A 26606-nucleotide genomic window follows, 5' to 3' on the forward strand; every position below is an offset into this window, starting at 1 on the left:
ATGGAGCATGAGGTGCACGTTCCGGTTACACCCGAGCGGATGCGATCCGCGCTGGGCGACCCCGTCCGGGTGGCCCGCGCCGTCCCCGGCCTCCAGCAGGACGCCGGCACCGAACCCGTCGCCGGGCGCCTGAAGGTCCGCGTCGGCAGTCACTCCATCACCTACCGGGGGTCCGTCCGCGTCTCCGCGCAGGACGACGGCACGTACGCCATCGAGGGCGACGCGACGGAGGCCCGCGGCACCGGTTCCGTGAAACTCGCCCTCGGCCTGCGCGTCCGGGAGACGGACGGCGGCTCCACCCTCACCTTCGACGGTACGGCGACGGTGGCCGGCCGGATCACCGAACTGGCGCCGGACGCGGTACGGGCGGCGGCGACCAGGCTGCTGGACCGCTTCGCGGAGAACCTGGGGGCGGAGGCGGACACGGACCCGGCGGAGGAGCCGGACCAGGCAGAAGTCACGGATGCCGGCGATGACGTAGCCGCGGACGACGTAGCCGCAGACGACGTAGATCTGGACGACTCGGACGTGGACCTGACGGCGGCCCCGATCGAGGAACTCCACGTCACCGAGACCTTCGCCGAGACCCCCGAACCCCCCGCCGAGGCCGCGCACGCCCGCCGCACGATGATCGGCCGCAGCGCGGAGGAGGTCGACCACGCGCCGCCGCGCGGCCGGTACGCCCCCGTCCCCGCGCCCCAGACCGTCTCGGCGAACGCCACGCTCCGCTGGGCGGCGCCCGCCGCCGCGCTGGTCCTGGCGTCGGCGATCGTGGTGAACAGGGTGCTGCGCAAGCGCCGTTGATCCGCCCAGTAGGGTCGTGCCGTGAGTAACGAAGAGATCACGCTGACCGCGGGCGACGCGGAAGTGACGGTGCAGCCCGGCAACGGCGGCCGTATCGGAGGGCTCCGTGTCGGCGGCACCGAACTCCTGCGCCAGGGCGAGCGGTTCGGGTGCTTCCCGATGGTCCCCTGGTGCGGCCGGATCCGCGAGGGCCGGTTCCGGGACGGCGGGACCGTCCACCAGATGCCGCTCAACTCCCCGCCGCACGCCATCCACGGCACTGTCCGCGACGGCGCCTGGCGCACCGCCCGCCGGACGGCCGACGAGGCGGTCATCACGTACGACCTGGTCGAGCCGTGGCCCTTCCCGGGCCGCGTCACCCAGGCCGTCGCGCTGACCGCCGACGCCCTGACGCTCACCATGGCGATCGAGGCGTACGGCGACTCGTTCCCGGCGCAGATCGGCTGGCACCCGTGGTTCCACCGCAACCTCGGCGGCGAGGACGTGCGCGTCGACTTCAGCCCCGCCTGGCAGGAGGAGCGCGGCGAGGACCACCTGCCCACCGGCAACCGTGTCGACGTGAAGCCCGGACCCTGGGACGACTGCTTCGGCATGCCGGACGGCGTGGACGTGACGCTCACCTGGCCGGGACAACTGGAGTTGAAGGTGACGAGCCCGGAGCAGTGGGTCGTCGTCTACGACGAGCAGGAGGCCGCCGTCTGCGTGGAACCGCAGACCGGTCCGCCGAACGGCCTGAACACCCTGCCGCGCCTGGTCACCCCGATCGAGCCGCTGGAGGCCACGACGACCTGGACCTGGACGCGCCTCTGAGCCCGCGGGCATCGCCTCTAAGCTGGCAGGCATGACGGACGTACGCGGCGTGGTGCTGCAGCAGATCAAGGACAAGGCCGTGGTGCACGGCAAGGTGACCCTGTCGTCGGGGCTGGAGGCCGATTACTACATCGACCTCCGCCGCGTCACCCTCGACGGCGAGGCCGCCCCGCTCGTCGGGCAGGTGCTGCTGGACCTGACCGCCGACCTCGACTTCGACGCGGTCGGCGGGCTGACCATGGGCGCCGACCCGGTCGCCACGTCGATGCTGCACGCCGCCGCCGCGCGCGGAAAGAAGCTGGACGCCTTCGTCGTGCGCAAGGCCGCGAAGGCGCACGGCATGCAGCGCCAGGTGGAGGGCCCCGAGATCAAGGGCCGCCGGGTGCTGGTCGTCGAGGACACCTCCACCACCGGCGACTCCCCGCTCACCGCGGTCGAGGCGGTGCGCGCGGCCGGTGCCGAGGTCGTCGGCGTCGCGACCATCGTGGACCGGGCGACCGGTGCGGCCGAGAAGATCGAGGCGGGTGCGGGAGTGCCGTATCTCTTCGCCTACTCCAAGGACGAGTTGGGCCTGGACTGACCGCCCGCGCTTGGCATCCGGCCGCGTCTGGAAAGATGGGGCCGACGATGACGTCGCACCCAAGGTCTAGGTCAGGGCCGTAGTACGCAGATCGCGAAGATCGCCAACCCGCAGATACCAAGGAGCGGACCATGCCCATCGCAACCCCCGAGGTCTACAACGAGATGCTCGACCGGGCGAAGGCAGGCAAGTTCGCCTACCCGGCCATCAATGTGACCTCGACCCAGACCCTGCACGCTGCGCTGCGCGGCTTCGCGGAGGCCGAGAGCGACGGCATCGTCCAGATCTCCACGGGTGGCGCCGAGTTCCTGGGCGGCCAGTACGCCAAGGAGATGGTCACGGGCTCCGTGGCGCTGGCCGAGTTCGCGCACATCGTCGCCGAGAAGTACCCGGTCACGGTCGCGCTGCACACGGACCACTGCCCCAAGGACAAGCTCGACGGCTACGTCCGCCCGCTGATCGCCGTCTCCGAGGAGCGCGTCAAGGCCGGCGGCAACCCGCTGTTCCAGTCCCACATGTGGGACGGCTCGGCGGAGACCCTCGCCGACAACCTCGCCATCGCGCAGGAGCTGCTGGCCCGCGCCGCCGCCGCGAAGATCATCCTCGAGGTGGAGATCACCCCGACCGGCGGCGAGGAGGACGGTGTCTCGCACGAGATCAACGACTCCCTCTACACCACGGTCGAGGACGCGATCCGTACGGTCGAGGCGCTCGGCCTCGGTGAGAAGGGCCGCTACCTGCTGGCCGCGTCGTTCGGCAACGTGCACGGCGTGTACAAGCCGGGCAACGTCGTGCTCCGCCCCGAGCTGCTCAAGCAGCTCAACGAGGGTGTGGCCGCGAAGTACGGTCAGCCGGCCGGCAGCAAGCCGTTCAACTTCGTCTTCCACGGCGGCTCCGGCTCCACGGCGGAGGAGATCGCCACCGCGCTGGAGAACGGCGTGGTGAAGATGAACCTCGACACCGACACCCAGTACGCGTTCACGCGCCCGGTCGCGGACCACATGCTGAAGAACTACGACGGTGTCCTGAAGGTCGACGGCGAGGTCGGCTCCAAGAAGACCTACGACCCGCGGACCTGGGGCAAGCTCGCCGAGGCGTCGATGGCCGAGCGCGTCACCGAGGCGTGCGCGAACCTGCGCTCGACGGGCACGAAGATCAAGTAAGTCCTTCCGAGGCGTCTGTTCACGACCGCCTTTCGCGAGCCCGGTGCTACGGCACCGGGCTCGTTGTATACCTGGGGCATGTCCTCCGACGTCCGGCTCGCCTCGCCCCAGGGCAAGTGGATCCTGCTGACCACGGTCCTCGGCTCCAGCATGGCCATGGTGGACTCCACCGTCGTCAATGTCGCCCTGCCCCGCATCGGCCGCGATCTGAACGCCGACCTGGCCGCGCTCCAGTGGACGGTCAACGCGTACATGCTGACGCTGGCCGGGCTGATCCTCCTCGGCGGTTCCCTGGGCGACCGCTACGGCCGCCGCAAGATCTTCGTCCTGGGCGTGGTGTGGTTCGCGGCGGCCTCGCTGCTGTGCGGCCTGGCCCCCAGCGCCGGGGTCCTGATCGCCGCCCGCGCGCTCCAGGGCGTCGGCGGCGCGCTCCTCACCCCGGGCTCCCTCGCCCTCATCCAGGCCTCCTTCCACCCCGACGACCGGGCCAGGGCGGTCGGCCTGTGGTCCGGCTTCGGCGGCGTCGGCGCGGCGATCGGCCCGTTCCTGGGCGGCTGGCTGGTGGACGGCCCCGGCTGGCGCTGGGTGTTCCTGATCAACGTCCCGATGGCGCTGGTGTGCGCCCCCATCGCCGTACGCCACGTCCCCGAGTCGGCGGACGGCCGCACCCACGGCCGCTTCGACATCCTGGGCGCGGCACTGGGCGCGATCGCCCTCGCCCTCGTCACCTACGCGCTGATCGAGGCGGGCGACGGCTCACTGCCCGTCGTGATCGTCACCGCCGTCGCGGGCGTGGCCGCGGGCGTCGCGTTCGTCTACGTCGAGAAGCGCAGCGCCGACCCGATGATGCCGCCGGACATCTTCGCGTCGCGCCAGTTCACGGCGGTCAACCTGGTCACGCTCTGCGTCTACGCGGCCTTCGGCGGCTTCTTCTTCCTCACCGCGCTCCAACTCCAGGTAGTGGCAGGCTATTCGGCGCTGGAGGCCGGCACGGCGCTGCTCCCCACGACCGCCCTCATGCTCCTGTTCTCGGCCCGCTCCGGCGAACTGGCCCAGCGCATCGGCCCCCGCATCCCCCTCACGGTCGGCCCCCTGCTGTGCGCGGCGGCGATGCTGATGATGCTGCGCGTCGGCCCGGACGCCTCGTACCTCGTCGACGTCGTACCGGCCCTCCTCGTGATGGGCGCCGGCATGGTCGTCCTGGTCGCCCCCCTCACGGCCACGGTCCTGGCCTCCGTCGACACGGCTCGCGCGGGCCTGGCCAGCGGCATCAACAACGCGGCGGCCCGCGCGGCCGGCCTCATCGCGATCGCCGCGCTGCCGCTGCTCGCGGGAATGGGCTCGGAGGCGTACCGCTCGGCATCGGCCTTCGACCATGCCTTCGACCGGGCGATGTTGTGGTGCGCGGGGGTGCTGGTGGTGGGGTCGGTGCTGGCCTTCGCGACGGTACGACGCCCGGCCCCGGACTGCCGCCGCCCCGAGTGCCTCACCCACGGCTCGATCACGGCGCCGCCGCTGGAGCCACGGTTGGGGAAGGGGCGGCTGGAGGCGGGGTAGATGCCGGGTAATGGCCGCCCCTGGGGGAGACTGGAACCCATGACGATTCACGAGAACCTCCTCGGGGGACCGCCCCCGACCCACCTCCCCGAAGACCCCGGGCCCCGCGACCTCCTCGCGAGTGGTGCGACGCCCGCCGATGTCGCCGCCAAGTACCCGACCTCCTCGCTGGCCTGGGCCCTGCTGGCCGACGACGCGTTCGAGCGGGGCAGCGTCGTGGAGTCGTACGCCTATGCGCGTACGGGCTACCACCGCGGGCTCGACTCGCTGCGGCGGAACGGCTGGAAGGGGCACGGACCGGTGCCCTGGGAGCACGAGCCGAACCGTGGGTTCCTGCGGGCGCTGCACGCCCTCGCCCGGGCCGCGCAGGCCATCGGGGAGCAGGAGGAGTACGCGCGGTGCAGCCAGTTCCTGAAGGACTCCTCGCCCACGGCGGCCCAGACGCTGGGCTAGCCCGGGATCGGTGATGCGGGTCCGCCTGGTGTGACCAGGCGGACCTTGCGGTCTCGGGGGACGATTGGGGAGGATGCCCGGTGGGGACCGGGGCCCCCGTGTCGGAATTCGGCAGGGGCGGACCGCTACCCGGAGTACGCATCAGGAGACAGCGATGTCCCAACCGGCTCAGCAGGCACAGGAGCCCGAGGCCCCGCATCTCGACTTCCAGGGGACGACCCCGTACGAGGACTACGTCCAGGCCGACGTCCTCACCCACCTCCAGCACACCCGCTCCGACGACCCCGGCGAGATGGTCTTCCTGGTCACCACCCAGGTCATGGAGCTGTGGTTCACCGTCATCGTCCACGAGTGGGAGACCGCCGCGCGGGCCCTGCGCGAGGACCGGGTGCCGGTCGCGATCGACGCGCTGAAGCGTTCCGTACGGGAACTCGACGCGCTGAACGCCTCGTGGCGGCCCCTCGGCCAGCTCACGCCGGCGCAGTTCAACTCCTACCGTGCCGCCCTCGGCGAGGGCTCCGGCTTCCAGTCCGCGATGTACCGCCGGATGGAGTTCCTGCTCGGCGAGAAGTCCGCGTCCATGCTCGTCCCGCACCGCGGAGCGCCGCGCGTGCACGCCGAGTTGGAGAAGGCCCTGCACGAACCGAGCCTCTACGACGAGGTGTTGAGGCTTCTCGACCGGCGGGGGCACGCGGTCCCGGAGGCCGTGCTCGCGCGTGACGTGTCGCTGCGGTACGAGCCGTCGGAAGCGGTGGAGGAGGTGTGGACCGCCCTCTACTCCGGTGACGTCGGCGATGAACTCGCCCGGCTCGGCGAGGCGTTGACCGATGTCGCCGAGCTGGTGTGGCGATGGCGCAACGACCATCTCGTCGCCACCCGGCGCGCGATGGGCGCGAAGACCGGGACCGGCGGCTCCGCCGGAGTGGCCTGGCTGGAGAAGCGCGCGCAGAAGAACGTGTTCCCCGAGCTGTGGACGGCGCGATCCCATGTCTGAACTCGTGGTGAAAGCGGAGAAGTTGGACGCCGCCGATGAACTGGCGGGCGCCCGGGCGCAGTTCGTCCTCGACGGTGTGGTCTACCTGGACGGGAACTCGCTCGGCGCGCTGCCGGCCTCCGTCCCCGGCCGGGTCGAGGACGTCGTCCGGCGGCAGTGGGGCGAGCTGCGCATCCGCTCCTGGGACGAGAGCGGCTGGTGGACCGCGCCGGAGCGGATCGGCGACCGGATCGCTCCGCTGGTCGGGGCCGCGGCCGGGCAGATCGTCGTCGGCGACTCCACCAGTGTCAATGTCTTCAAGGCACTTGTGGCGGCGGTGCGGATGGCGGACGGCTCGGGGCGGGACGAGATCGTCGTCGACGCCACGACCTTTCCCACGGACGGGTACATCGCCGAGTCGGCGGCCCGGATGACCGGGTGCACGCTGCGGCCGGTGGCTCCGGCCGAGGTGCCGGGCGCGCTCGGCGACCGTACGGCGGCGGTGCTCCTCAACCACGTCGACTACCGCACCGGCCGGCTGCACGACCTGCCGGCGCTCACGGCCGCCGTGCACGCGGCGGGTGCCGTGGTCGTCTGGGACCTGTGCCACAGCGCGGGCGCCCTGCCGGTCGATCTCGACGAGCACGGCGTGGACCTCGCGGTCGGCTGCACCTACAAGTACCTGAACGGCGGCCCGGGTTCACCGGCGTATCTGTATGTGCGCGCCGGTCTCCAGGACCGCTTCGACTCCCCGCTGCCCGGCTGGAACTCGCACGCCGAGCCCTTCGGCATGCGGCCCGGCTACGAACCGGCGGCGGGCGCGTTGCGCGGGCGGGTCGGCACTCCGGACATCCTCTCCATGCTCGCTCTCGAAGCCGCCCTGGAGGTGTGGGACGGCGCCGGCGTCTCGATCGAGGCGGTGCGCGCCAAGTCCCTTGCCCTGACGGACTTCTTCCTGGAGTGCGTGGCGTCGTACGTCCCGGCGGGGCGGGTGGAGTCGGTGACTCCGGCGGCTCATGCCGAGCGGGGGAGCCAGGTCGCGCTGCGATGTGCGGACGCCGGGGACGTGATGAAGCGGCTGATCGAGCGGGGCGTGGTCGGCGACTTCCGGCATCCGGACGTCCTGCGGTTCGGATTCACGCCGTTGTACGTCGGGTTCGGGGACGTGGAGCGGGCGGCGCGGGTGCTGGGAGACGTGACCCGCTAGAAGCTGTACCTCGGCCTAACCGCTGTAGGGAACCGAAGCGGTTAGTTCGGCGGTGACACCGGTGACGTACACCCCTGCCACGGCGGCGGCCCGCGCGGCGAGCGCGGCCCGCTCCGCGGCGGGGGCGTCCGGGGCGGTCCCGGTGGTCAGCAACTCGTAGTAGAGGGGTGCCGACACGGCCCGTACGACCTGGGAGGCATCGGTGCCGGCGGGCAACTCCCCGCGCGCCACGGCGAGTTCGACGCAGGGCGCCCACTCGGCGGCCCGCACCGCGTAGAAGTGGCGCAGGGCCTCGGCCGTACGGGCGTCGCAGGTCGCGGCGGCGATGACGGCGCGGAACAGGGCGCCCTGCCGGGGGTCGGCGAGCGTGCGCTGCACCAGCAGGGCGTTGGCGCGCAGGTCGCCGAGGAGCGAGCCCGTCTCCTCGCGGGGCAGCGGCTGTTCGGCCATGTCGACGAGGAGGTCCGCGACCAGCGCGGTCACCGAACCCCAGCGCCGGTACACCGTGGTCTTGCCGACCTCCGCCCGCCGGGCTACGTCCGAGAGGTCGAGCCGGTCGACGCCCTGCTCGGCCAGCACGTCACCCGTGGCCCGCAGCACGGCCGTACGGACGCGTGCCGTGCGGCCACCGGGGCGCAGCCTGCCGGGTTCCGGTTCGGGTTCGGCGGACATGACGGGCTCCTGAGGGTGCCGATGAGCTGCCGTGATGGACACGGCGTCAGCGTAACGAAACAGCAGAACCGTTTAACCCTCACCCAGCGTGACATCCGCGTGTCCGCCCACGTCATCGGCCTGGTAGCGTCCCGCCAACGGTCGTAATCACTCCAGATCCGCCACATCCGAACTGTCCAAATCCGTTTCGTCGCTGAGAGGTTGGAGCATGCCGGACGACGCCGCACGTGCCGCAGAAGAGGAGTCGGCCTTCTCGCACCCCGCCGTCGACCCCGACAGCACCGCCGCGTACGGCGACCACCCGGACCAGGTGATCGACTTCTACGTCCCGCGCGGCGAACGCGTGCCGGGCGAGGCCGCACCCCTGGTCGTGGTCCTGCACGGGGGCGCGTGGCGCGCACCGTACGACCGCGGGCACATCACCCCGTTCGCGGACTTCCTGGCCCGACGGGGGTTCGCGGTGGCCAACGTGGAGTACCGGCGGGGGGCCGGGAGTCCCGCGGAGGGCGCTGCCGGGGGCCCGGTCGCGGGGCGCTGGCCCGACACCTTCGACGATGTCGCGGCGGCGCTCGACGCGCTCCCCGCGCTCGTCCGGGAGGCGCTGCCGCAGGCCGATCCGCGCCGCACGGTCGTCACCGGGCACTCGGCCGGCGGCCATCTCGCGCTGTGGGCCGCGGCCCGGCACGTCCTCCCGAAGGACGCCCCCTGGCGCACCGACGCCCCCGCCGCGCTGCGCGGTGTGGTCGCCCTCGCCCCGATCGCCGACTTCACGGTCGCCGAGAAACTCGCCGTGTGCGGCGGAGCGGCCGGTCAACTCCTCGGCGGGGGAGCCAAGTTCGCCGAGCGGCTGCCGTACGCCGACCCCACGCTCCTGCTCCCCACCGGCATCGCGACCACCCTGGTCCAGGGCCGCGCCGACGACGTCGTCCCCCAGGCGGTCGCCGAGTCCTACGCGGACGCGGCGGCGAAGTCGGGCGAGGTCGTCGGCCTCACGCTGCTGGAGGACGTCGGCCACTTCCCGCTGATCGACCCGGCGGCGGACGCGTGCGCGGTGGTGGCGGAGGAGATCGCACAGTTGGCGTGGTGAGCGCCCCGCACCCGCCCCGGTCACACCCGTAGTACTTGAGACGGACGCCCCAGGACCCTTCTCACAGGTGACGACGGCCACCGCCCCGCCGCCTACCGTTTTGAGCGTGACCGATACGAGCCAGACGCAGACGATGCCAGAGGACAGCGCGTACGAGGCGTACCAGCCGCGCAGCCCGGAGTTCCGGCTGGCCGCGGACGCCCTGCGCGGGCTGCGGCAGGACCTGTTCCACGACGTCTTCGCCTACCGTCCGTTGCCCCGCTCCACCGCCGACGGTCCGCTGGCCCGGCATCTGAAGGGGCGGCTGCGGGAGTACGCGGCCTGGAGCCCGCACGCCCTGATCACCGCGGCCGGCCTGCTCGCGATGTTCGTCGCGACGAACGACGAGGCCCGCGGCTCGGGCAGCAACGTGATCCTCGGCCTGCTCGCCCTGGTGCCGGTGCTGCTGACCATGGTGCGGCCGGTCGGCGCGTTCTGGCTGTCCATGGCCGCGACCCCGGTCGCCACCGCCCTGGCGACCGAGTTCGACGACGAGTGGCCGTGGCGGACCGGCAGCTTCGTCTGCCACCTGTGCGTGCTCACGATCGTGGCGATACGCACCCGACCGCGCACGGCCGCCTGGATGTGGGCGCTGACGGTGGTCTACGGCATCGGCGCCGCCACCGTCGCCGGCGGCCACGCCTTCGGCTCGAACAGCGCGCAGATGGCGTTCCTCTCCGCCCTGGTCCTGCTCGGTGTCACCGTCCGGCACATCCGCCACGACGCCGAGCAGGAGGTCACCGCCCAGCAGACCGTGACGGCGCACGAACGCTCCCGGCGCACGCTGCTGGAGGAGCGCACGACGATCGCCCGCGAGCTGCACGACGTGGTGGCCCACCACATGTCGGTGGTCGCCATCCAGGCGGAGGCCGCGCCCTACCGCGTGGAGAACCCGCCGCCGGAGCTGGAGCGCGCGTTCGTCACGATCAGGGAGAACGCGGTGGCGGCCCTGACCGAGCTGCGCCGGGTCCTGGGCGTGGTCCGCGCGGAGGACTACGAGGCGCCCGACGCCCCGCAGCCCACCCTCGCCGACATGGACGCCCTGCTCGCCAATGTGCGCGACGCCGGCCTGAGCGTCGACAAGGCGGTGACGGGCGCGGTGCGTGAACTCCCGCAGGGCGTCGAGCTGTCGGCGTACCGCATCGTGCAGGAGGCGCTGAGCAACACCCTGCGGCACGCGCCCGGCGCCAGTGCCCAGGTCGATATCGGCTATGTGCTGGGCGGGCTGGGCCTGCGCGTGGTCAACGGCCCGGCGCCCGAGCCCAGCCTGGTGAAGCCCTCGCCCGGCGCGGGACACGGCATCACCGGGATGCGGGAGCGGGTCTCCATGCTGAACGGCGAGATGACGGCGGTCCCGACGGCCGACGGCGGCTACGAGGTGACGGTGTTCCTGCCGGTCCCGAGTACGGGCGAGCCGGTCACCGGTGCGCGCGAACCGGCGCCGGGTGCGGGCGAAGGAGACGTATGACCATCCGCGTACTGATCGCGGACGACCAGATGATGGTGCGCGAGGGCTTCTCGGTCCTGTTGGGCGCGATGCCGGACATCGAGGTCGTCGGCGAGGCGGTGAACGGGCGCGACGCGGTCGAGCGGGTGCGTGAACTGGCCCCGGACGTCGTGCTGATGGACATCCGCATGCCGGAGATGAACGGGATCGAGGCGACCCGGGAGATCGTCGCCGCGGACAGCGCGGCGAAGGTGCTGGTGCTCACCACCTTCGACCTCGACGAGTACGTGTACCAGGCGCTGCGGGCGGGAGCCTCCGGCTTCCTCCTCAAGGACGCCTCGGCACGCCAACTCGCCGACGGGGTACGGGTGGTGGCGGCCGGCGAGGCACTGCTCGCCCCCTCCGTCACCCGACGGCTGATCACGGAGTTCTCGAAACTGTCCGAGACACCCCGCCTGATGCCGGCCGCGCACCAGGGGACGTACGGCGACCTGACCGAGCGCGAGACGGAGGTGCTGGTCCTCATCGCGCAGGGCCTGTCGAACGGGGAGATCGCCGAGCGGCTGGTGGTCGCCGAGTCGACGATCAAGACCCATGTCAGCCGGATTCTGGTGAAGTTGGGACTGCGGGACCGGACGCAGGCGGCGGTGTTCGCGTACGAGGCGAGGCTGGTGCGACCGGGCTAGGGACGGGTCTTTCGCCGGGTGCGGGCGGGCTTCGAGGGGACGTCGATCAGCGGCGGACGGTTGGGTTCCACCCCCGGGACACCCCAGGTCACCTCATGTCGCCCCTGGTCAGCAGCGCGTCCACCGGTTAGCGTCCGTCCATGGCTGCTGCTGACGACCTCGCCTTCGACCCCTGGGACCCGGCGTTCGTGTCCGACCCGTACCCCGCCTACGCCGAGCTGCGCGACCGGGGCCGGGTCACGTACTACGCGCCCACCGACCAGTGGCTCGTCCCCCGCCACGCGGACGTCTCGGCACTCCTCCGCGACCGCCGCCTCGGCCGCACCTATCAACACCGCTTCACCCACGAGGACTTCGGCCGTACGGCACCCCCGCCCGAGCACGAGCCCTTCCACACCCTCAACGACCACGGGATGCTCGACCTGGAGCCCCCGGACCACACCCGCATCCGGCGCCTGGTCTCGAAGGCGTTCACTCCCCGCACGGTCGAGCAACTCAAGCCGTACGTCAGCCGGTTGGCGGGCGAGCTGGTGGACGGTCTGGTGACGAAGGGCGGCGGCGACCTGCTGACGGACGTGGCCGAACCGCTCCCGGTGGCCGTGATCGCGGAGATGCTCGGCATCCCGGAGTCGGACCGCGCCCCGCTCCGCCCCTGGTCGGCGGACATCTGCGGGATGTACGAACTGAGCCCGTCCGAGGACACGGCGGCGAGAGCGGTCCGCGCCTCGAACGAATTCTCTTCCTATCTGCGCGAATTGATCGCGGCCCGCCGCAAGGACCCGGGCGACGACCTCGTCTCCGGCATGATCGCGGCCCACGACGAGGCCGACGACCGCCTCACCGAACAGGAGCTGATCTCCACCGCCGTACTGCTGCTGAACGCGGGCCACGAGGCGACGGTGAACGCCACGGTGAACGGCTGGTGGGCGCTGTTCCGCAACCCGGCCCAGTTGGCGGCCCTGCGCGCGGACCACTCCCTGATCCCGTCCGCCGTAGAGGAGTTGATGCGCTACGACACCCCGCTCCAGCTCTTCGAGCGGTGGGTGCTGGACGAGATCGAGATCGACGGTACGACGATCCCGCGCGGCGCGGAGATCGCGATGCTGTTCGGCTCCGCGAACCACGACCCGGAGGTCTTCGCGTCCCCCGAGCGCCTGGACCTCACCCGCGCGGACAACCCGCACATCAGCTTCAGCGCGGGCATCCACTACTGCATCGGCGCACCCCTGGCCCGCATCGAACTGGCCGCGTCCATGCGGGCGTTGCTGGAGCGGGCCCCGACGCTGACGCTCGCAACGGACCCGGACCGCAAGCCGAACTTCGTGATCCGGGGGCTGGAGGGGCTGAGCGTCGAGGTGGGTTGAGCGGAGAGGTGGCGTGAGCGTCGAGGTGGGCTGAGCGTAGAGGTGGGGGTGAGCGCCGAGGTGGGCTGAGCCTCGGAGCGAGGCCGGATCGATGGGCGGGCGCGTCCGTCGCCCCGTTGCCTCGCGGCCGGATCAGCTCAGCCTCGCGGCTGGACCGGCTCAGCGCCGCTGTCGGATCAGCTCAGCGCCGCGGCTGGAACGGTTCAGTCCTGCGGTCGGATCAGCTCGGCCTCGCGGCCGGATCAGCTCAGCGGCGCGGTCGGACAGGCTCAGTCTCGCGGCCGGACCGGCTCGGCCCCGCGGCCCGACCGGCTCAGCCTCGCGGTCGGACTGGCTCAGCGCCGCAGCCGGACCGGCTCGGCCCCGCGGCCCGACCGGCTCAGTCCCGCGGCCGGACTGGCTCAGCGCCGCTGTCGGACCGGCTCAGTCCTGCGGTCGGACTGGCTCAGCGCCGTGGCTGGAACGGTTCAGTCCTGCGGTCGGACCGGCTCAGCGCCGCGGCCGGACCAGTCCAGCCTCGCGGTCGGACAGGCTCAGCTTCGCGGCTGGAACGGCTCAGCGCCGCGGTCAGACCGGCTCAGCGCTGCGGTCGGATCAGCTCAGCGCCGCGGCCGGAACGGTTCAGTCCCGCGGCCCGACCAGCTCAGCCCCGCGGTCGGACAGCTTCAGCGCCGCGGCCGGACCGGTTCAGCCTCGCGGTCGGACCAGTTCAGCCCCGCACCCCGACCAGCTCAACCCCGCGCCCTGATCCGGCTGACCAGGGCCCATGACACGGCCCCCACCGCCAGCCCGCCGAGCACGGCGAGCGGCAGTTCGGCGTAGAGGACGCTCCAGTCGGGGGCCGCCTCGAAGCGCCAGAGGCGGGTGCGGACGTCGACGGACCAGAGCGCGAGCCCCGCGCCCGCGCCGAGCGCCATGGTCAGACATCCGGCGGCGGCCTGCGTGCGTTGTCCCATGCCAGGGACGGACGCGGACGGGCGGTCGCGGGGTTCCCGGTTCAGGTCGCCGGTCTACCTCGCCGCCCCGCCCCGCGGCCCCGGCGACTGCCGTCCGCCGGTCCGTGTCGCGCGCGACGCGGGCATCTCCCTCAGCCGTTCGACGTGCTCCTGCTGGATGTCGCGGGTGAAGGCGAGGTAGTCGATGACCAGCTCCAACTGCTCGGGGGTGTAGCGCCCGCGCACCCGCCGGGTGGCGTCCTCGATGAACGGTCCGATCAGGCCGTAGGCCCGCCGGGCGGCCTCGGGGGTGACGCGGATCAGGGTCTTGCGCCGGTCGTCGGGGTGCGGGGTGCGGGTGAGGTAGGCGAGTTTCTCCAGCCGGTCGAGCATCGTGGTGACGCTCCCGGTGGTGAGCCCGAGCTGCCGGCTCAGCTCGCGCGGGGTGATCTCCGGCACCGAGAGAAGGATCTCCAGACAGCGGAGGTCGGTCTCGTTGACGCCCATCAGACGGGCCAGCTCACGGTCGAAGTCGTCGACGGCGCTCTGATAGCCCTGCACGGCCGCCCCGAGCCGCGCTTCCACCGACCCCGGGCCGTCCTCCAACTCCTCCGAGTCCATTCCGCTTGACATTCGAGATATCTCCCCGCATCGTAGCCATCAGTAATTGACTTGAAAGCCAAGATATATGAAAGTCAAGCTGAACTGAGGAGTCAACGCCATGTCGTCCAGCACGACCGACACGACGAACGTAGCCGCTGACGGCGGCGGCGGGCCGGTGCCCTATCCCCAACGGTGGGCGGCGGCGTTCGTGATGATCCTCGCGGCGCTGCTGGACATGATCGACGGATCGATCGTGAACACCGCGCTGCCCTCCATCGGCAAGGGCCTCAAGGCCACCCCCGCCGACCTCCAGTGGACGGTGTCGGCGTACATGCTCGGCTTCGCCGCCACGCTGATCATCGCCGGGCACCTCGGCGACCGCTACGGCCGCAAGCGACTGTTCCTGCTCGGCGTCACCGCGTTCGCGCTGACGAGCCTGGCCAGCGCGCTGGCGACCTCGGCCGGGGTGCTCGTCGCCTCGCGCGGCCTCCAGGGGGTGGCCGCGGCCGTGATCATGCCGCAGATCCTCGCCTCGTTCCGCACGATGTTCGACGGCGAGGAACGCGGCAAGGCGTTCGCCCTGTACGGCGCGATCGCCGGCATCTCGACGGCCGTGGGCGTGCTGCTCGGCGGCGTACTGACCGACTGGGACCTGTTCGGCTGGGGCTGGCGCACCATCTTCGTCATCAACCTCCCGCTGGCCGCCCTCGTCCTGGTCCTGGGCGTGAAGTGGATCCCGGCCTCGAAGGACCACGCCTTCAGCGGCCGTATCGACGTCCTCGGCAATGTCGTCCTCGCCGCGGGCCTGGTCGCGATCGTGCTGCCGCTGGTCCAGGGCCGCTCCAACAACTGGCCGCTGTGGGGCTGGACATGCCTGGCCGCGGGCGTCCTCGCGATCGTCGCCCTGACGGTCTCGGAGAAGAAGCGAGGCCTCGAACACCCCCTCCTCCCCACGGACCTGTTCAAGAAACCCGCCTTCAGCGCCGGCCTGCTGATCCAACTCCTCTTCTACGGCGGCATGTCCGGCTTCTTCCTGGTCTTCACCGTCTGGCTGCAGTCCGGCCAGGGCTACACCCCGACCGGTGCCGGTCTGCTGATGGTCGCCTTCAGCGCGGGTTCGATCCTGGCCGCCCCCGCGGTCGACCCGCTGGTCGCCAGGTTCGGCCGCGGGGTGCTGATCCTGGGCGCGCTGGTGATGGCGGGCGGCCTGTTCTGGGTCCGGCACCAGGCCCAGAACTCGGCCCAACTGCACACCGGCGCCTGGCCGTTGGTCCCGGGCCTGTTCCTTGCGGGTGTCGGCCTGATCTTCCTGATCATCCCGCTGGTGAACACGATCCTGAGCACCGTGCCGGGCGAGTTGGCGGGCGGCGCTTCCGGAATCCTGTCCACGGCCCAGCAGTTCGGCGGGGCGCTCGGGGTCGCGGTCATCGGCAACGCGTTCTTCTCCCACGCGGACAAGGGGCTCACCGACGCGATCGTCCACGCGGGTCCCTGGGCCATCGGCGCGTATCTGCTGTGCGCGGTGCTGTGCCTGACCCTGCCCCGCAAGGCGGTCGGCAACCAGGCCGAGCCCGCCCTCTGACAGGCCTGTGCCGTACGGCAGTTGACGCTCGTCCACGGAACGATAGAGACCCCCTCATGTCCAAGAACACCGAGAACGCCACCCCCGCCCTCACCGCCGACGCGAAGCTCACCCTCCAGACCGCGGCCCACGGCGTCGTCTCCCTGATGGCGGCGGCCGACCCCGGCCCGATCTCCTCCACCCGCTCCGGGACGGCCGGCGGCAAGGCCCTGTCCACCGCGACCGGGCTGGTCGGCCGGGTCCTGGCCGAGAAGGCCAAGGGCCTCGACCTGGGCGCCAGTTCGACCGCCGACCTGGCCGACCGGGTCTTCACCGCACTGACCGACTCGATGACCCTCCTCAAGGCGAAGGCACCGGCCGAGGCGGCGAACTTCCGCGCCACCGTCACCACGGTCGTGGACGCGGCGTCCCGCGCCCACAAGGGCGCCGCCGGACCCGCCGAGGCGGCGATGATCCGGAAGATCACGGCAGCGCTCGACGCGGCCTGACCACTGACCACTGACCACTGACCTGGCCGCACGGCCGCCGACGGCTCCCTCACGTACTCAGGTCCCGTCTCCTCAACCCCGCCAGCCCGACCCCCGTCAACACCACCGCGATCCCCGTGAGGACCACCACCGGTCCCCACGTCATGTCGCCCCCAGGGAGCTTCGGCACGTGGCCGAAGGGGGAGAGGTCCAGGACCGCCTGGGGGAGGTTCAGCGCGGGGCCGATCCAGCCGAGGAGGAGGGTCAGGCCGGCCGCTGCCCAGGAGAGGGGGGCCAGGCGTGCGGAGAGGCCGTGGAGCAGGACCGTCAGGGCGGCCAGGGTCCAGATCGCCGGGAGTTGGACCAGGGTGGCCGCCAGGATCGGGCCCGGGGCGGCGCCGTAGCCGAGGGTCAGGCCCAGGCCGCTCAGGAGCATGATCAGGAGCGCGCCCCCGAAGGCGATCGCCAGATGGCCGGCCGCCCAGCGCAGGCGGCCCACCGCGTTCGCCAGGATCGGTTCGGCGCGCCCGCCGGTCTCCTCGCTGTGCAGTCGTAGGACCGAGGAGACCGCGTACAGGGCGGCCAGCATGCCGAACAGGCCGACCATCGTGGCCAGGAACGCGTTCTCGATGCCCGACTGGCCGCCCATCCGCTCGATGATCTCGCGGGTCTTGGTGTTGTCTCCGACGAGGTCCGCCGCGCCCTTCGTGATGCCGCCGAAGGCGACCCCCGCCGCGAAGAAGCCCAGGCTCCAGCCCAGGACGGCCCCCCGTTGCAGTCGCCAGGCCAGGGCGGCCGCCGTGCCGAGGCGGCCGTGGGCCGGGCCGGGGCGGGCCGGCAGGAAGCTCATGCCGACGTCCCGGCGGCCCGCCAACTCGTAGGCGGCCAGGCCCTGTACGAGAGCCGCCGCCGCGAACAGGGCCAGGACCCACCAGCGTTCGGACGCGAACGGGCGCAGGTTCTCCAGCCAGCCGATGGGGGAGAGCCAAGTCAGTGGGGAGGAAGCGTCGTTGGTCGTCGCGTCGCCTGCCGCTCGCAGGACGAACGCCGTTCCCACCAGGCCGCCGGTCAGGCCCTTCGCCAGTCTCCCGCTGTCCGTGAACTGCGCGACGATCGCCGCCAGCGTCGCGAACACCATGCCCACGCCGCCGATGCCGAGGCCGAGCGCCAGGGCTCCCGCCGACCCCTGCCCTGCCAACCCGGCCGTGATCAGCAGCGCCAGCGCGGAGTTGGCGACGAACGCCGTCAGCAGCGCCGCCGTCAGTGGGGCGCGGCGGCCCACCATCGCCGACGAGACGAGTTCCTGCCGGCCGCTCTCCTCCTCGTCACGCGTATGCCGTACGACGACGATCAGGCTCATGATCCCGGCGAGGATCGCCGCGTAGCCGCCGATGCGCCATGCGGTGAGGCCGCCGAGGGAGTCGCTGAACACCGGGCCGTAGGTGGCGCGCAGCGAGCTGTTGGCGAGCATCTGGCGGGCGAGGTCGGCGCGTTCGGCGGGCGTGGAGTAGACGCTGCGCAGCGAGCCGGGGAGGGACAGCACCAGCAGGGCCGTCACCGCCACCCAGGTCGGGACCACCACCCGGTCGCGGCGCAGGTTGAAGCGCAAGAGGGCGCCGGTGCCCGCCAGTTGGCGCGCGGCGCCGGTACCGGTGCCGGTGCGTGCGGGGAACGTGGCGGTCGTCATTCCGCCTCCTGCTCCTGGTAGTGGCGCAGGAACAGTTCCTCCAGCGTCGGCGGCTTCGAGGTCAGGGAGCGTACGCCCGACTCGGTCAACGACCGCAGTACGGCGTTGAGTTGGTCCGTCTCCACCTGGAGGCGGACGCGCGTGCCCTGGCTGTTCTGAATTTGCTGGATGGCGAGGTCGTGCACGCCGGGCAGGGCCGCCAACCCGTTGGGCGCGCCCACCAGTTCGGCGCTCACGCTGGTGCGGGTGAGGTGGCGCAGGTCGGCCAGCGAACCGCTCTCCACCGTGCGGCCCTTGCGGATGATGCTCACCCGGTCGCACAACTCCTCCACCTCGCTGAGGATGTGGGAGGAGAGCAGGATCGTCCGGCCCCGGTCGCGCTCCTCCTCCACGCAGCGCTGGAAGACCTCCTCCATCAGGGGGTCGAGTCCCGAGGTCGGTTCGTCCAGGATCAGCAGGTCGACGTCCGAGGCGAACGCGGCGACCAGGGCGACCTTCTGGCGGTTGCCCTTGGAGTACGTGCGGCCCTTTTTGGTGGGGTCGAGTTCGAAGCGGTCGATCAGGTCGGCGCGGCGGGACTTGTCGAGGCCGCCGCGCAACGTGCCGTAGAGATCGATGACTTCGCCGCCGGAGAGGTTGCGCCACAGCGTCACGTCGCCGGGGACGTAGGCGACCCGGCGGTGCAGTTCGACGGCGTCCGTCCAGGGGTTCTGGCCCAGGAGCTGGGCGGCGCCCGAGTCGGCGTGCAGCAGGCCGAGCAGGACGCGGATGGTCGTGGACTTGCCGGAGCCGTTGGGGCCGAGGAAGCCGTGCACCTCGCCGGTCTCGACGTCCAGGTCGAGGCCCGCGAGGGCTTGTGTCCTGCCGAACGACTTGTGCAGCCCGGAGACGGTGATTGCCTTCGTCATGGAGCCGAACGTACGCTACGTTCAGAAATTTGTGAAGTTAAGGAACTGTGTGAAGCGCGGGTAGGGTGGGTCCATGACGGATACAACCGGTGGGCGGGACGCGGAGTCCGTGTCGAAGTTCGTCGAGTCCTTCGCCGCGCAGCTTGTCGAGGCGGGGATGCAGCGGATGCCGGCGCGGATCTTCGCTGCGCTGCTGTCCTCCGACGAGGGGGCGATGACGTCCGTCGAACTGGGGGAGCAGCTTCGGATCAGTCCGGCGGCGGTGTCTGGTGGGGTGCGGTATTTGGCTCAGCAGCACATGGTTTCGCGGGAGCGCGAGCCGGGTTCGCGGCGCGAGCGGTACCGGGTTCAGGGCGACCAGTGGTACGAGGCGCTCACCAATCGCGAGGCTGTCCTCAAGCGGTGGGAGGCGGCTCTGAGCGAGGGGGTTGCGAGCCTCGGTGCGGACACCCCGGCGGGACGCCGCATGGCCGAGACCCTCGCCTTCTTCGAATTCGTCGACGGCGAGATCGTGGCGATGATGGAGCGGTGGAGGGTGCACCGTGAAACGCGCTTCGGTGGAGCGCACTGAAGGGGCGCGGCGAACTGCGCGATCAGCCACGACGCTCCCGCAGGTCCGTACTTACCCGCGGCCCGGTGGTGGGCTGGTCGCGCAGTTCCCCGCGCCCCTGAAGACAAAGGCCGTCAGCGCTCCTTGGTTTCTTCGAGGACCGTGCGGCCCAGCAGCGCGTACCGCTCAGGAGCCCGGCGCTTCAGGTACTGGGCGTAGCCGATGCCCGTCGCCGCGACCAGGAGGACCAGCCACGGCGTTGCCTTCAGGAGCGGGGAGTCGGACTCCGCGCCCGCCGCCACGCTCATGTTGGAGACGAGGAGAAGGACCACCGCCAGCATCGCGACACCGCCGAGCAGCGGGGCGGTGAACGTCTTGAACCAGTGCCGGCTCTCGGGGTGGTGGCTGCGGAAGTACGCCAGCACCGCGAACGAGCACACCGCCTGCACCACCAGGATCGCCATCGTGCCGAGGATGGCCAGCAGGACGTACATCGCGTTCGCCGGGTCCTTGCTCGTGGCCCAGAACGCGAGGATCAGAACGGCGCTGATCACGGTCTGCACGAAGCCCGCGATGTGCGGGGAGCCGTGCTTGGCGTGGGTGCGGCCGATGGTGTTCTTGAGGGAGGGGAGGACGCCCTCGCGGCCCAGGGCGTACATGTAGCGGCTGGCGCAGTTGTGGAAGGCCATGCCACAGGCGAGCGAGCCGGTGATCATCAGCCACTGCATGAGGTCGACCGCCCAGTGGCCGACGTAGTGCTCGGTGGGGTTGAAGAAGAGGGCGAGCGGGTTCGCCGAGGAGGCGACCTTGACGGCCTCCGTCTCGCCGTTGCCGATGATGGCCATCCAGGAGACGAAGACGTAGAAGACGCCGACGCCGAGGACCGAGATCATCGTCGCCTTGGGGATGATCTTCTTCGGGTCGCGGGACTCCTCGCCGTACATGGCCGTGGACTCGAAGCCGACCCAGGACCAGAAGGCGAAGAAGAGGCCGAGGCCGGCGCTCGTCCCCTTGAACGCGTTGACCGGGTTGACCGGGCCGAAGGTGAAGCCGTGCGGGCCGCCGCCGTGCAGGGCGACCGAGATCGCCATCGCGGCCAGGACGGTCACCTCCGTGCCGAGGAGGACGACGAGCAGCTTCTCCGCGACCGAGACACCGAACCAGGTGCCGGTCGCGTTGACGGCCAGCATCACGATCGCGCAGGCCCACCACGGGACGTCAAGTCCCGTCTGGTCCTTGAGGGTTCCGGTGGCGAAGACCGAGAAGATGCCGATCAGCGCCGGCTCGAACACGACGTACGCGAAGGTGGCGAGGAGGCCCGACGCCAGTCCGACGGTGCGGCCGAGGCCGTAGGAGATGAAGCCGTAGAAGGCGCCGGTCGAGGTGATGTGCTTCGCCATCGACGTGAAGCCGACGGAAAAGATTGCCAGGACGACCATTGCGACGAGGTAGCTCGCCGGGGCGCCTATGCCGTTGCCCGACGAGACCATGAAGGGCACGTTGCCGGTCATCGCGGTGATCGGGGCGGCGGTCGCGACGGCCATGAAGACCACGCCCAGCAGGCCGATGGCGTTGGGCTTGAGCCGGTGAACGGCGCCGTCCTCGCTTGTGTTCGCCGCGGGGGCGACTCCTTCGTCCACTGCCATCGGGATGGCTCCTCTCCTGCTGCTCGGCTGGTGTTTCGAACCGGAACTCTGTAGGCCGAATGAGTCGGGAAAGGGGCTCGGTGCGTTAAATGTTTGTCAACCAGACCTTTAGAAATCTGAGGAAACCTGGGGGCAACACGCCCCTCGTACGGTCACCGCCATGAGTACGTACACCTCGACCCTCGGCGGCCGGCACTACCGCTTCGGCTCCCTCGCGCGCCTGCTCGCCGCCGCGAGCCCCGAGCGTTCCGGCGACCGGCTGGCGGGGCTGGCGGCCGAGAGCGCCCAGGAGCGGGTGGCGGCGCGGTGGGCGCTGGCGGACGTACCGCTGACGGCCTTTCTCGCCGAGCCGGTGATCCCCTACGAGACCGACGACGTGACCCGGCTGATCCTCGACACGCACGACACGGGCGCGTTCGCGGCGGTGGCCGGGCTGTCGGTGGGCGGGTTCCGGGAGTGGCTGCTGGCCGCGGACACGTCCCAACTGGCCGCCTTGGCGCCCGGGTTGACGCCGGAGATGGTGGCCGCCGTGTCCAAGCTGATGGGCAACGCGGATCTGGTCGCGGTCGCGCGGAAGGTGAGCGTCGTGACGGCGTTCCGGTCGACGATCGGGCTGCCGGGGCGCCTCGCCACCCGCCTTCAGCCCAACCATCCCACCGACGACCCGGCGGGCGTCGCCGCGGCCCTGCTCGACGGGCTGCTGCTCGGCTCCGGCGACGCGGTGATCGGCATCAACCCGGCGACGGACAGCCCGAAGGCGGTACGGGACCTGCTGGAGCTGTTGGACGGAGTCATCCAGCGGTACGCCATCCCCACCCAGTCCTGCGTCCTCTCCCACGTCACGACGAGCATGGACCTGATGGAACGCGGGGCGCCGGTGGACCTGGTCTTCCAGTCCGTCGCGGGCACCCAGGCGGCGAACGCGTCCTTCGGCGTGACGCTGGGGCTGCTCGACGAGGCGTACGAGGCGGCGAAGGCGCTGGGCCGGGGCACGGTCGGTTCGAACGTCATGTACTTCGAGACGGGCCAGGGCAGCGCACTGTCGGCGGACGCGCACCACGGCGTCGACCAGCAGACGGTGGAGGCACGGGCGTACGCGGTCGCCCGCCGCTACGACCCGCTCCTCGTGAACACGGTGGTGGGCTTCATCGGCCCGGAGTACCTCTACGACGGCCGCCAGATCCTCCGGGCGGCCCTGGAGGACCACTTCTGCGGCAAGGTGCTCGGCCTGCCGATGGGCCTGGACATCTGCTACACCAACCACGCCGACGCGGACGACGACGACATCGCCACGATGCTCACCATGCTCGGCGTGGCCGGCGCGTCCTTCGTGATCTGCACCCCGGGCGGCGACGACATCATGCTCAACTACCAATCCGCCTCGTACCACGACGCGTTGTACCTCCGTGAGGTCCTCGGGCTGCGCCCGGCACCGGAGTTCGAGGCCTGGCTCGACTCGATCGGACTGCTGGGCGAGGGCGGCGAGATCAGGGACGTGTCCGGTACGACCCACCCGTTGACCGCGATCGGAAGGGAACTGGCGGCATGACGATCAGTCAAGAAGTGTCTGTGGACCGGGACTTGTGGCCGTCCCTGCGCCGCCACACCCAGGCGAGGATCGGCCTGGGCCGGGCGGGCACGGGCCTTCCGACCCACCACAGGCTGGAGTTGCAGGCGGCGCACGCGGCGGCGAGGGACGCGGTCCACTCGCCGTTCGAGCCGGACGTGGTGGCGACGGCGTTGCGGGGCGAGCCGACCGTACGGGTCCGCAGCGCGGCCCCCGACCGCCTCACCTACCTCCAACGCCCGGACCTGGGCCGCCGGTTGGACCCGGCCGACCGTGCGCACCTTCCGGTGGGGGAGTGGGACGTCGTGTTCGTGGTGGCCGACGGCCTGTCCAGCCGGGCCGTGCACGAGCACGGGGCGGCGATGGTACGGGCGACGACGGCACTCCTGCCGACGGCCTGGCAGGTGGCCCCGGTGGTCCTCGCGGAACAGGCCCGGGTGGCCCTCGGCGACGACGTCGCCTCCGCGATGGGCGCGGAGATGGTCGTGGTCCTGGTCGGCGAACGCCCCGGGATGTCGGCGGCGGACTCACTGGGCGCGTACCTGACGTACCGGCCGAAGCCGGGAGTGACGACGGACGCCGACCGGAACTGCCTCAGCAACATTCGGCCGCCGTTGGGCCTGACCTACGAGACGGCGGCGGCGAAGCTGGCCGGGTTGATGGGGAGAGCAAGGGAGCTGGAGATCACGGGGGTTGGACTGAAGGACGAATCCGATCACATGGAAGTAAGTGAGCGACTACTCTAAGTTGCGGCTGGTCCGCATCAAGGGGAGGGCGCATCATGACACTCATGGCAGAGCGACCGGTGATCGACGGCACTGAGCCCCACAGCGACTTCGAGGAGCTTCTGGATGTCCTCGACGAGCTGCATGTGCCGGACGGCTACAAGGCCGAGATCATCAGGGGGAGCATCGTCGTGTCGCCGTGGTCGAGGGCGTATTACTTCCGTGTCATGGATCTGGTGTGTGATCGGCTGAGGCCGCATGCACCGCAAGAGCACCGCATCGGTTCCAGCCCGTTTCTCTACGTCTTCCCGGGTGATGAGCGGGCTTACGGGCCCGACATCTATGTCGCACACCAGCGGACGTTCGAGTCGCTGAGCAATCACCTGGACGGCGAGGCCCTCGTCTTCGTCGCCGAGCTGACTTCTTCGTCCACGCGTGGCGACGACCTGACCGACAAGGTTCGCGTCTACGGCAAGGCGGGCGTCCCCGTCTACCTGGTCCTCGACATGCAGGAGGAGCAGGCGACCGTCTTCTGGACGCCCTCCGACAAGGGATACGACTCGCACTGCACGGTGCCGTTCGGCGAGGAACTCCCCATCCCCGCCCCCTTCGACTGCACCCTCGACACCACCGGCTTCGAGCCCCCTACACCGCCGGCAACGTAAGCCCCCAAGCCCCCTCCCGAACCACCCACGTCCGCGTCCGCACCGGCCCGCCGACCACCGCATCCGCCCGGTACCGGAAATCCGCCCCCGACACCGTCACGCTCCGCCCGCTCGCGCACAGCGGTGAAGCCTCCGCCCCCACCGACACCGGCCGCACCTCCACCACGGCGAACCCCGAGGCCCCCGGCGTCACGGACACCCCCTCCACCGGCTGGTCCAGGTCCACCAGCGTCACCCCGTCGACCTCGACCCGCAGCCGGGCCGGCCCGAGCCGGGGTACACCGGTCAGCGGCTCCCGTGACGGCCGGGTCGGCACGAGCGTCCGTACCAGCGACTGGCACGTCCGCAGCCACAGATGCCCGGAGCCGGCCGCGACCGGTGTCGGCTGCTCCGGCGGAGCCTCCCGCACCGGAAGCGAAGGAATCCGCAGCGCGCCGAGCACCACCCCGTCGCTGTCGTCCACGAGCAGATCCATCCGCCGTACGGCCCCGTCGAGCACCGCCCGCGCAGCCGCCACCGCCCCCGTGGGCACCCCCAGCGCCCCCGCCAGGGACAGCGCACCCCCCACCGGCACCATCGACAGCGCACATCCGGCCAGCTCCCGCTGCCGGTACAGCAGGGACACCGCACGCATCAGCGCCCGGTCGTCGCCGACGACCACCGGCCGGCGCGAACCCCGCCGGGCCAGCACCCGGGCGAATTCCTCGGGCCCCTCCGGCAGGCACACCTTCGTCGCCGCACCCGCGCTGAGCACGTCTTTCGCGATGCGGACGGACTCCGCGTCGGCGCGCCGGGCGACCGGATCGATGACGACCAGGAGCTGATCGGAAGTCGCGAAAGTCGCCACCTCGGCCATGCCTCGCTTCCTCGGGTAGCATCTTTGTGCAAGAGCCCCTTGCGCTATTGCGCCAGGGGCTTCGTCTATTCCGGGGCATCCGGTCCGACGGGTTGCGGCCGACGAGGGTCGCTGGCGTACGAGGCACACGCTGTGCCGCGTACGTCTCTGACCTTGGACATGCCCCGCCCGGAAGGGGTGTACGCGCGTGCCCGCACTTGTGCTGCTCGGTGCTCAGTGGGGTGACGAAGGCAAGGGAAAGGCGACGGACCTGCTAGGTGGGTCCGTCGACTATGTGGTGCGCTACCAGGGCGGCAACAACGCCGGCCACACGGTAGTCGTGGGCGATCAGAAGTACGCCCTTCACCTGCTCCCTTCCGGGATCCTCACACCGGAGTGCACTCCGGTCATCGGCAACGGTGTCGTCGTCGACCCGTCGGTCCTGTTCTCCGAGCTGAACGGGCTGAACGAGCGCGGCGTCGACACGTCCAAGCTCCTGATCAGCGGTAACGCTCACATCATCACGCCGTACAACGTGACGGTGGACAAGGTGACGGAGCGCTTCCTCGGGAAGCGGAAGATCGGGACGACCGGCCGTGGCATCGGCCCGACCTACGCGGACAAGATCAACCGCGTCGGCATCCGGGTCCAGGACCTCTACGACGAGTCGATCCTGACGCAGAAGGTCGAGGCGTCCCTCGACATCAAGAACCAGATGCTCACCAAGCTCTACAACCGGCGCGCGATCGCCATCGAGCAGGTCGTCGAGGAGCTGCTGTCCTACGCGGACCGCCTCAAGCCGTACGTCGCCGACACGGTCCTCGTCCTCAACCAGGCGCTGGACCAGGACAAGGTCGTCCTCTTCGAGGGCGGTCAGGGCACCCTCCTCGACATCGACCACGGGACCTATCCCTTCGTCACGTCCTCGAACCCCACCGCCGGTGGCGCGTGCACGGGCGCGGGTGTCGGCCCGACGAAGATCAGCCGGGTCATCGGCATCCTGAAGGCCTACACGACCCGGGTCGGCTCGGGCCCGTTCCCGACCGAGCTGTTCGACGCGGACGGCGACGCCCTGCGCCGTATCGGCGGCGAGCGGGGTGTCACCACCGGCCGCGACCGGCGCTGCGGCTGGTTCGACGCGGTCATCGCCCGCTACGCGACCCGCGTGAACGGCCTGACCGACTTCTTCCTCACCAAGCTCGACGTCCTCACCGGCTGGGAGCAGATCCCGGTCTGTGTGGCCTACGAGATCGACGGCAAGCGCGTCGAGGAACTCCCGTACTCGCAGACCGACTTCCACCACGCGAAGCCGATCTACGAGAACCTGCCCGGCTGGAGCGAGGACATCACGAAGGCCAAGACCTTCGCGGACCTCCCGAAGAACGCGCAGGCGTACGTGAAGGCGCTGGAGGAGATGTCGGGCGCCCCGATCTCCGCGATCGGAGTCGGCCCGGGCCGTACGGAGACGATCGAGATCAACTCGTTCATCTAGTACGTCCGGTCAGTACGTCCGGTAGTCCGGTAAAGGAGGGGCACCCGTCGGGGCGCCCCTCCTTTGCTCTGCGGTTCAGGCCGTCCAGGCCGTCCAGGCCGT

Annotated in this window: 26 protein-coding genes; 19 read left to right on the forward strand and 7 right to left on the reverse strand. The window is 71.0% G+C overall.

The window, feature by feature from the left end; genetic code table 11:
* Window positions 1-12: 12 nt before the first annotated feature.
* The 8 genes from OG223_RS28690 (at window position 13) to kynU (ending at window position 7547) form a co-directional block, all read left to right on the forward strand.
* On the forward strand, window positions 13-804 hold the full coding sequence (locus OG223_RS28690) for an SRPBCC domain-containing protein (RefSeq protein ID WP_443073753.1): 792 nt from the start codon (window positions 13-15) through the stop codon (window positions 802-804).
* 21 nt (window positions 805-825) lie between these two features.
* Window positions 826-1614, forward strand: coding sequence for an aldose epimerase family protein (locus OG223_RS28695; RefSeq protein WP_329254609.1), 789 nt, complete (start codon window positions 826-828; stop codon window positions 1612-1614).
* A gap of 31 nt (window positions 1615-1645) precedes the next feature.
* A complete protein-coding gene (gene pyrE, locus OG223_RS28700) occupies window positions 1646-2194 on the forward strand; it encodes an orotate phosphoribosyltransferase (protein ID WP_329254612.1) in 549 nt (182 codons plus the stop codon).
* Window positions 2195-2325: 131 nt separating this feature from the next.
* A complete protein-coding gene (gene fbaA / locus OG223_RS28705) occupies window positions 2326-3357 on the forward strand; it encodes a class II fructose-bisphosphate aldolase (protein WP_329254615.1) in 1032 nt (343 codons plus the stop codon).
* A 78-nt stretch (window positions 3358-3435) separates the two neighbouring features.
* Window positions 3436-4914 (forward strand): MFS transporter, encoded by a 1479-nt coding sequence (locus OG223_RS28710; RefSeq protein WP_329254618.1) that lies wholly within the window; start codon window positions 3436-3438, stop codon window positions 4912-4914.
* Window positions 4915-4953: 39 nt separating this feature from the next.
* A complete protein-coding gene (locus OG223_RS28715) occupies window positions 4954-5367 on the forward strand; it encodes a DUF3151 domain-containing protein (RefSeq protein WP_033284811.1) in 414 nt (137 codons plus the stop codon).
* A 154-nt stretch (window positions 5368-5521) separates the two neighbouring features.
* Window positions 5522-6361 carry a tryptophan 2,3-dioxygenase family protein gene (locus OG223_RS28720; RefSeq protein ID WP_329254621.1) on the forward strand — a complete coding sequence of 280 codons (840 nt, stop codon included), beginning with the start codon at window positions 5522-5524 and terminating at the stop codon, window positions 6359-6361.
* Window positions 6354-7547: a kynureninase gene (kynU, locus tag OG223_RS28725; RefSeq protein ID WP_329254624.1), complete on the forward strand. Its 1194-nt coding sequence runs from the start codon at window positions 6354-6356 to the stop codon at window positions 7545-7547. Before OG223_RS28720 ends, kynU begins: the two co-directional genes overlap by 8 nt.
* A gap of 15 nt (window positions 7548-7562) precedes the next feature.
* Here kynU and OG223_RS28730 read toward each other — a convergent pair whose 3' ends face one another.
* Window positions 7563-8219, reverse strand: a complete 657-nt coding sequence (locus OG223_RS28730) for a TetR/AcrR family transcriptional regulator (RefSeq protein ID WP_329254627.1) — start codon at window positions 8217-8219, stop codon at window positions 7563-7565.
* Window positions 8220-8427: 208 nt separating this feature from the next.
* Here OG223_RS28730 and OG223_RS28735 point away from each other — a divergent pair, with 208 nt between their 5' ends.
* The 4 genes from OG223_RS28735 (at window position 8428) to OG223_RS28750 (ending at window position 12842) form a co-directional block, all read left to right on the forward strand.
* On the forward strand, window positions 8428-9306 hold the full coding sequence (locus OG223_RS28735; RefSeq protein WP_329254630.1) for an alpha/beta hydrolase family protein: 879 nt from the start codon (window positions 8428-8430) through the stop codon (window positions 9304-9306).
* A gap of 106 nt (window positions 9307-9412) precedes the next feature.
* Complete coding sequence (locus OG223_RS28740; RefSeq protein ID WP_443073754.1) at window positions 9413-10813, forward strand: sensor histidine kinase; 1401 nt, start codon at window positions 9413-9415, stop codon at window positions 10811-10813.
* A complete protein-coding gene (locus tag OG223_RS28745) occupies window positions 10810-11478 on the forward strand; it encodes a response regulator transcription factor (RefSeq protein ID WP_329254633.1) in 669 nt (222 codons plus the stop codon). Before OG223_RS28740 ends, OG223_RS28745 begins: the two co-directional genes overlap by 4 nt.
* Before the next feature lie 140 nt (window positions 11479-11618).
* On the forward strand, window positions 11619-12842 hold the full coding sequence (locus OG223_RS28750; RefSeq protein WP_329254636.1) for a cytochrome P450: 1224 nt from the start codon (window positions 11619-11621) through the stop codon (window positions 12840-12842).
* 731 nt (window positions 12843-13573) lie between these two features.
* Here the strand turns inward: OG223_RS28750 and OG223_RS28755 are convergent.
* Complete coding sequence (locus OG223_RS28755; RefSeq protein ID WP_329254639.1) at window positions 13574-13798, reverse strand: hypothetical protein; 225 nt, start codon at window positions 13796-13798, stop codon at window positions 13574-13576.
* Between the two features lie 54 nt (window positions 13799-13852).
* Complete coding sequence (locus OG223_RS28760; RefSeq protein ID WP_329254642.1) at window positions 13853-14410, reverse strand: MarR family winged helix-turn-helix transcriptional regulator; 558 nt, start codon at window positions 14408-14410, stop codon at window positions 13853-13855.
* A gap of 88 nt (window positions 14411-14498) precedes the next feature.
* Here OG223_RS28760 and OG223_RS28765 point away from each other — a divergent pair, with 88 nt between their 5' ends.
* Both OG223_RS28765 and OG223_RS28770 read left to right on the forward strand, forming a co-directional pair.
* Entirely contained in the window at window positions 14499-15962 is a 1464-nt protein-coding gene (locus OG223_RS28765; RefSeq protein ID WP_329254645.1) for an MFS transporter, read from the forward strand.
* Between the two features lie 56 nt (window positions 15963-16018).
* The gene (locus OG223_RS28770; RefSeq protein ID WP_329254648.1) at window positions 16019-16450 is read left to right on the forward strand and encodes a hypothetical protein; all 432 of its coding nucleotides are present in this window, start codon (window positions 16019-16021) and stop codon (window positions 16448-16450) included.
* A 49-nt stretch (window positions 16451-16499) separates the two neighbouring features.
* Here the strand turns inward: OG223_RS28770 and OG223_RS28775 are convergent, their stop codons facing one another.
* Window positions 16500-18116, reverse strand: coding sequence for an ABC transporter permease (locus OG223_RS28775; protein WP_329254651.1), 1617 nt, complete (start codon window positions 18114-18116; stop codon window positions 16500-16502).
* Window positions 18113-19024 carry an ABC transporter ATP-binding protein gene (locus OG223_RS28780; RefSeq protein ID WP_329254654.1) on the reverse strand — a complete coding sequence of 304 codons (912 nt, stop codon included), beginning with the start codon at window positions 19022-19024 and terminating at the stop codon, window positions 18113-18115. The genes OG223_RS28775 and OG223_RS28780 overlap by 4 nt, the downstream gene beginning before the upstream one ends.
* A 73-nt stretch (window positions 19025-19097) precedes the next feature.
* On the opposite strand from OG223_RS28780, the gene OG223_RS28785 reads away from it, so the two are divergent.
* Window positions 19098-19595, forward strand: coding sequence for a GbsR/MarR family transcriptional regulator (locus tag OG223_RS28785; protein ID WP_329254657.1), 498 nt, complete (start codon window positions 19098-19100; stop codon window positions 19593-19595).
* Between the two features lie 113 nt (window positions 19596-19708).
* Here OG223_RS28785 and OG223_RS28790 read toward each other — a convergent pair whose 3' ends face one another.
* On the reverse strand, window positions 19709-21220 hold the full coding sequence (locus OG223_RS28790) for an APC family permease (RefSeq protein WP_329254660.1): 1512 nt from the start codon (window positions 21218-21220) through the stop codon (window positions 19709-19711).
* Between the two features lie 160 nt (window positions 21221-21380).
* On the opposite strand from OG223_RS28790, the gene OG223_RS28795 reads away from it, so the two are divergent.
* The 3 genes from OG223_RS28795 to OG223_RS28805 are packed head-to-tail and all read left to right on the forward strand — an operon-like array spanning window position 21381 to window position 24177.
* The gene (locus tag OG223_RS28795) at window positions 21381-22769 is read left to right on the forward strand and encodes an ethanolamine ammonia-lyase subunit EutB (protein ID WP_329254664.1); all 1389 of its coding nucleotides are present in this window, start codon (window positions 21381-21383) and stop codon (window positions 22767-22769) included.
* On the forward strand, window positions 22766-23533 hold the full coding sequence (eutC, locus tag OG223_RS28800) for an ethanolamine ammonia-lyase subunit EutC (RefSeq protein ID WP_329254667.1): 768 nt from the start codon (window positions 22766-22768) through the stop codon (window positions 23531-23533). The genes OG223_RS28795 and eutC overlap by 4 nt, the downstream gene beginning before the upstream one ends.
* Before the next feature lie 35 nt (window positions 23534-23568).
* Window positions 23569-24177 (forward strand): Uma2 family endonuclease, encoded by a 609-nt coding sequence (locus OG223_RS28805; protein ID WP_329254669.1) that lies wholly within the window; start codon window positions 23569-23571, stop codon window positions 24175-24177.
* Here OG223_RS28805 and OG223_RS28810 read toward each other — a convergent pair.
* Window positions 24158-25033 (reverse strand): diacylglycerol kinase family protein, encoded by an 876-nt coding sequence (locus OG223_RS28810; protein WP_329254673.1) that lies wholly within the window; start codon window positions 25031-25033, stop codon window positions 24158-24160. The two genes, OG223_RS28805 and OG223_RS28810, sit on opposite strands and share 20 nt — an antisense overlap.
* A gap of 187 nt (window positions 25034-25220) precedes the next feature.
* Between OG223_RS28810 and OG223_RS28815 the strand changes: the two genes are divergently transcribed.
* Complete coding sequence (locus OG223_RS28815) at window positions 25221-26504, forward strand: adenylosuccinate synthase (protein WP_201056040.1); 1284 nt, start codon at window positions 25221-25223, stop codon at window positions 26502-26504.
* Window positions 26505-26606: the final 102 nt, after the last annotated feature.

The sequence above is a fragment of the Streptomyces sp. NBC_01478 genome (genome assembly GCF_036227225.1).
Classification (GTDB): domain Bacteria; phylum Actinomycetota; class Actinomycetes; order Streptomycetales; family Streptomycetaceae; genus Streptomyces.

Bases quoted from the DNA above. Each gene is read 5' to 3' on its own strand.
- fbaA (WP_329254615.1), top strand. From the start codon at position 2,326: ATGCCCATCGCAACCCCCGAGGTCTACAACGAGATGCTCGACCGGGCG.
- OG223_RS28760 (WP_329254642.1), bottom strand. From the start codon at position 14,410: ATGTCAAGCGGAATGGACTCGGAGGAGTTGGAGGACGGCCCGGGGTCG.
- eutC (WP_329254667.1), top strand. From the start codon at position 22,766: ATGACGATCAGTCAAGAAGTGTCTGTGGACCGGGACTTGTGGCCGTCC.
- kynU (WP_329254624.1), top strand. From the start codon at position 6,354: ATGTCTGAACTCGTGGTGAAAGCGGAGAAGTTGGACGCCGCCGATGAA.
- OG223_RS28730 (WP_329254627.1), bottom strand. From the start codon at position 8,219: ATGTCCGCCGAACCCGAACCGGAACCCGGCAGGCTGCGCCCCGGTGGC.
- pyrE (WP_329254612.1), top strand. From the start codon at position 1,646: ATGACGGACGTACGCGGCGTGGTGCTGCAGCAGATCAAGGACAAGGCC.
- OG223_RS28735 (WP_329254630.1), top strand. From the start codon at position 8,428: ATGCCGGACGACGCCGCACGTGCCGCAGAAGAGGAGTCGGCCTTCTCG.
- OG223_RS28775 (WP_329254651.1), bottom strand. From the start codon at position 18,116: ATGACGACCGCCACGTTCCCCGCACGCACCGGCACCGGTACCGGCGCC.
- OG223_RS28795 (WP_329254664.1), top strand. From the start codon at position 21,381: ATGAGTACGTACACCTCGACCCTCGGCGGCCGGCACTACCGCTTCGGC.
- OG223_RS28770 (WP_329254648.1), top strand. From the start codon at position 16,019: ATGTCCAAGAACACCGAGAACGCCACCCCCGCCCTCACCGCCGACGCG.
- OG223_RS28750 (WP_329254636.1), top strand. From the start codon at position 11,619: ATGGCTGCTGCTGACGACCTCGCCTTCGACCCCTGGGACCCGGCGTTC.
- OG223_RS28720 (WP_329254621.1), top strand. From the start codon at position 5,522: ATGTCCCAACCGGCTCAGCAGGCACAGGAGCCCGAGGCCCCGCATCTC.
- OG223_RS28710 (WP_329254618.1), top strand. From the start codon at position 3,436: ATGTCCTCCGACGTCCGGCTCGCCTCGCCCCAGGGCAAGTGGATCCTG.
- OG223_RS28745 (WP_329254633.1), top strand. From the start codon at position 10,810: ATGACCATCCGCGTACTGATCGCGGACGACCAGATGATGGTGCGCGAG.
- OG223_RS28780 (WP_329254654.1), bottom strand. From the start codon at position 19,024: ATGACGAAGGCAATCACCGTCTCCGGGCTGCACAAGTCGTTCGGCAGG.
- OG223_RS28810 (WP_329254673.1), bottom strand. From the start codon at position 25,033: ATGGCCGAGGTGGCGACTTTCGCGACTTCCGATCAGCTCCTGGTCGTC.
- OG223_RS28765 (WP_329254645.1), top strand. From the start codon at position 14,499: ATGTCGTCCAGCACGACCGACACGACGAACGTAGCCGCTGACGGCGGC.
- OG223_RS28785 (WP_329254657.1), top strand. From the start codon at position 19,098: ATGACGGATACAACCGGTGGGCGGGACGCGGAGTCCGTGTCGAAGTTC.
- OG223_RS28715 (WP_033284811.1), top strand. From the start codon at position 4,954: ATGACGATTCACGAGAACCTCCTCGGGGGACCGCCCCCGACCCACCTC.
- OG223_RS28755 (WP_329254639.1), bottom strand. From the start codon at position 13,798: ATGGGACAACGCACGCAGGCCGCCGCCGGATGTCTGACCATGGCGCTC.
- OG223_RS28805 (WP_329254669.1), top strand. From the start codon at position 23,569: ATGACACTCATGGCAGAGCGACCGGTGATCGACGGCACTGAGCCCCAC.
- OG223_RS28790 (WP_329254660.1), bottom strand. From the start codon at position 21,220: ATGGCAGTGGACGAAGGAGTCGCCCCCGCGGCGAACACAAGCGAGGAC.